The sequence below is a fragment of the uncultured Ligilactobacillus sp. genome (genome assembly GCF_948826705.1).
Lineage (GTDB): Bacteria > Bacillota > Bacilli > Lactobacillales > Lactobacillaceae > Ligilactobacillus.
Window position 1 is genome coordinate 1 of the sequence record NZ_CAQLEL010000090.1, and the last position, 3,362, is coordinate 3,362.

The following is a 3,362-nucleotide window of genomic DNA, read 5'->3' on the forward strand; positions in this document are numbered from 1 at the left end:
AACGTCTTCTGAAACACCTGCTTCAGCTAAGATCTTCTTAGCTGTTGTATTACCGATTCCGTAAATATAAGTTAAGCCGATAACGATACGCTTGTCGCGTGGTAAATCGACACCTGCAATACGAGCCATTACAATTACACCTCCTGATTAATTATTATCCTTGACGTTGTTTGTGCTTTGGATTATCGCAAATAACCATAACGCGACCTTTGCGTTTGATAACTTTGCAATGTTCGCACATTGGTTTAACTGATGGTCTTACTTTCATGAATTATACCTCCTAAATATTTTTGAAGTACAATCTATTTAAAGCGATAGGTAATGCGACCCTTAGTCAAATCATAAGGGGACATTTCAACAGTAACCTTGTCTCCTGGTAAAATACGAATATAATGCATGCGGATCTTACCGGAAACGTGAGCTAAAATCTCATGTCCATTTTCAAGTTCAACTTTGAACATCGCATTTGGCAACGTTTCTTTGATCGTACCCTCAATTTCAATCACATCATCTTTCGCCACGCAAAAGTACCTCCTTAAATTGGTTTTAAAACTTTACACGTAAAAATGTGAGAAGCTTTTTATGGAGTCCCACCTTTTTCCGCAAGTTCCGTTTGCTCAAAATGGCAAACTGAGCCTATTGAAAAGATAAACCTGAATTATCATATCATAGTGCCAAGCTGGATGCAAGCACTATTTTAAAAAAATGACAATCCAGGTGTATCTTTTTATTTGATTTTTAGTCGATTTGATCTAAAACAGCCTTGATATCTGCAAAAACTTTATCGATATCTTGGTTACCGTCTACTTCATGTAAGATCCCTTGTTTTTTGTAGAAATCTAGTAGCGGAGTATTCATCTTGATGTTTACATCAAGGCGATTTTTGACTGTTTCAGGTTTATCATCTTCACGTTGATAAAATTCGTGTTCACCACAACGATCACATGTACCTTCGACCTTAGTAGGATTGAAGATCTTGTGGTAAGTTGCACCACAGTTGCGGCAGATATAGCGTCCAGTCAAACGTTCCATCAATGATTCTGGATCAACATGGATATTGATCACACAGTTCAAAGGTTTACCTAATTCGGCTCCAAAAGTATCTAATGCTTCTGCTTGAGCCATATTACGTGGAAAACCATCAAGCATATAGCCATTATCAACGTCATCTTTGGCTAAACGTTCCTTTACGATCCCGTTAGTCACTTCATCAGGTACTAATTCTCCCTTATCGATGTAGCGCTTAGCTTCTACACCCATTGGAGTATTATCTTTCATTGCAGCTCGAAAGATGTCACCCGTAGAAATATGCGGAACATGGTATTGATCCACGATCTTTTCTGCTTGAGTCCCTTTACCAGCACCTGGTAGACCCATTAACATGAGATTTAATGCCATTTAAAACTCTCCTTTATAAATTCTTACAAGCTCACACGCTATCTTCGTTAAAAAACGACTCTCTAATTATAACATATAACAAATAACTTTATTATAAAAGCTCTGTTAAAATGCTATTCTGAATATTTTCACCTATCTGCTCTCACTTGCTTGAGCAGCTTTGATCAACAAATCGTTTGGCAAATTAAAATAAGGGTAAAAGAAGAATTTTGAAAAACTCAATTCATCGATCGTCATCTCCTTTTGAACTGCCAAAGTCAACGCGGAAACATTTCCCGATAGATCAGCTTTAGAGCAAACTTGTGCCCCAACTAAACGTCGATCCATTTTAGTGTAAATGAGTCTGATCTTAGCCTTATTATTATTCAACATCGCTGGCAATAAGACCCAATCTTCATGGTCAACATATTCGATCTCGATTCCATATTTATGCGCCTTTTCAGTCGTCAGACCTGTTGCAAAAAAATTTAAGCCATAAATTTTAACAGCATTAGTCATGACTGTTCCGTCAGAAATAACTTTCTCATCAACAATACTCTTAGCTGCAGCATAACTGCCACGTAAAGCATTAGCGACTGAAAAATCGACCATCTGATCTTTTAATGTTTTAGAATAAGAAGTTGCACAATCTCCAACTGCATAGACATCAGGATCTGAAGTCTGCTGCGCACTATTTACAACATATGCTCCATTGGTAAAACAAGTCAGATAATTTCTCCCCAATTGAGTATTAGGCAAAAAACCAATCGCCAAAATAGCCATATCAACAGGATAACTAGCTTGTCTCGTGATGATACCCGTGAGCTTTCCATTACGTCCCTCAAATCTCACGATCTCTTCACCTACTTGAAGCTCGATGCCATTTTCGCTCAATTTGCGTTGCGCTAACTGAGCAAATTCCTTATCATAATGCGTGTTTAGGACATGATCTTTGATCTCAAACAGTCTGACATTTTTGTTACGCAATTGAAATGCTTCTGCCATCTCAACACCAATATAACCACCACCGATCACTGCAACATTGCGACAGTTTCTCGTCGACAATTTTTGATTTATCAATAGTGCTTCTTTTAAGCTTTTCATCTTGTAGATCCCATTTAATTCGCTATTTTCTACCAACAAGTCTTGCTGACTAGAGCCAGTGGCTAAAACGAGCTTATCATATTTAAAGTTAAAACGCCGTCCTTTATTTTCCCTAGCAAAGATCCGCTTGCAGCCAAAGTCGATCTTTATGACTTCAGAATTAGTATAGAAATGAGTCACCTGTTTGGCGATCGTTTCGATATCTGCCGAAAAAAAGCTTTTATAAGATGGGATCTTTTTCCCGATCAATAACGGTGTAGCCCCTGCAATATAGCCTAAAGAAGAATCGTTTTTATCGATCAAAGTGATCTCAAGTGGCTTTCCACTCTCAAGTAAGTAGCGTGCCGTAGCAAGTCCAGCATGATTAGCGCCTACAATAACAACTTTTAACATGACTTATCATTCCCCATAATATGACGGCCAATTTTGCGCCAAACATTATGACAATGGCAAACGACACAAAAACAACAACTTTCATACTTTCGGACGAGTCACTGAACTCTTACGGCTTTGTGGTTCAGACAGCCGGAATCGACACGGCTCAGTTTGAACGTAACCCGGTTATGCTCTACATGCACGACCGCGAAAGCGGCGTTGTTGGCCGCTGGGAGAATATCCGCAAGGACGGCACCAAGCTAATCGCAGACGCGGTTTTTGATGAAAGCACCGAGTTGGGCGCAAAGATTAAAAAGCAGGTTGACAACGGTTTTCTGCGTTGTGTCTCAATCGGTATCGACAATGTGACGCAGGAGGATTTAAACAACGTTCAGACGGTTGTCAAATGCCGTTTAATCGAGGCTTCGATTGTAGACATACCGAGCAATGCGAACGCCGTCAAACTTTTCCGCCGCTCCGGCTCTTTCACTTATCGGCTCGCCGAC

The 3,362-nt window shown here is 39.6% G+C and carries 6 protein-coding genes; 1 reads left to right on the top strand and 5 read right to left on the bottom strand.

Annotation, left to right across the window (positions count from 1 at the left end):
- From rpsM to Q9Q35_RS06080, 5 genes are all read right to left on the bottom strand, one after another.
- A partial coding sequence (rpsM, locus tag Q9Q35_RS06060; RefSeq protein ID WP_304652593.1) for a 30S ribosomal protein S13 occupies positions 1-129 on the bottom strand: 129 nt, incomplete at its 3' end.
- Positions 130-154: 25 nt separating this feature from the next.
- On the bottom strand, positions 155-268 hold the full coding sequence (gene rpmJ / locus Q9Q35_RS06065; protein ID WP_003696792.1) for a 50S ribosomal protein L36: 114 nt from the start codon (positions 266-268) through the stop codon (positions 155-157).
- A 34-nt stretch (positions 269-302) separates the two neighbouring features.
- Positions 303-521 carry a translation initiation factor IF-1 gene (gene infA, locus Q9Q35_RS06070; RefSeq protein WP_003689399.1) on the bottom strand — a complete coding sequence of 73 codons (219 nt, stop codon included), beginning with the start codon at positions 519-521 and terminating at the stop codon, positions 303-305.
- Positions 522-738: 217 nt separating this feature from the next.
- The gene (locus tag Q9Q35_RS06075) at positions 739-1,398 is read right to left on the bottom strand and encodes an adenylate kinase (RefSeq protein ID WP_304652590.1); all 660 of its coding nucleotides are present in this window, start codon (positions 1,396-1,398) and stop codon (positions 739-741) included.
- Between the two features lie 132 nt (positions 1,399-1,530).
- On the bottom strand, positions 1,531-2,874 hold the full coding sequence (locus tag Q9Q35_RS06080) for an FAD-dependent oxidoreductase (RefSeq protein WP_304652591.1): 1,344 nt from the start codon (positions 2,872-2,874) through the stop codon (positions 1,531-1,533).
- A gap of 47 nt (positions 2,875-2,921) precedes the next feature.
- Here Q9Q35_RS06080 and Q9Q35_RS06085 point away from each other — a divergent pair.
- Positions 2,922-3,362, top strand: a 441-nt coding sequence (locus tag Q9Q35_RS06085) for an HK97 family phage prohead protease (protein WP_304652592.1), incomplete at its 3' end; no start/stop codon positions are given.

Coding starts and splice junctions, on each gene's coding strand:
- rpmJ (WP_003696792.1), bottom strand. CDS start 268: ATGAAAGTAAGACCATCAGTTAAACCAATGTGCGAACATTGCAAAGTT.
- Q9Q35_RS06075 (WP_304652590.1), bottom strand. CDS start 1,398: ATGGCATTAAATCTCATGTTAATGGGTCTACCAGGTGCTGGTAAAGGG.
- Q9Q35_RS06080 (WP_304652591.1), bottom strand. CDS start 2,874: ATGTTAAAAGTTGTTATTGTAGGCGCTAATCATGCTGGACTTGCTACG.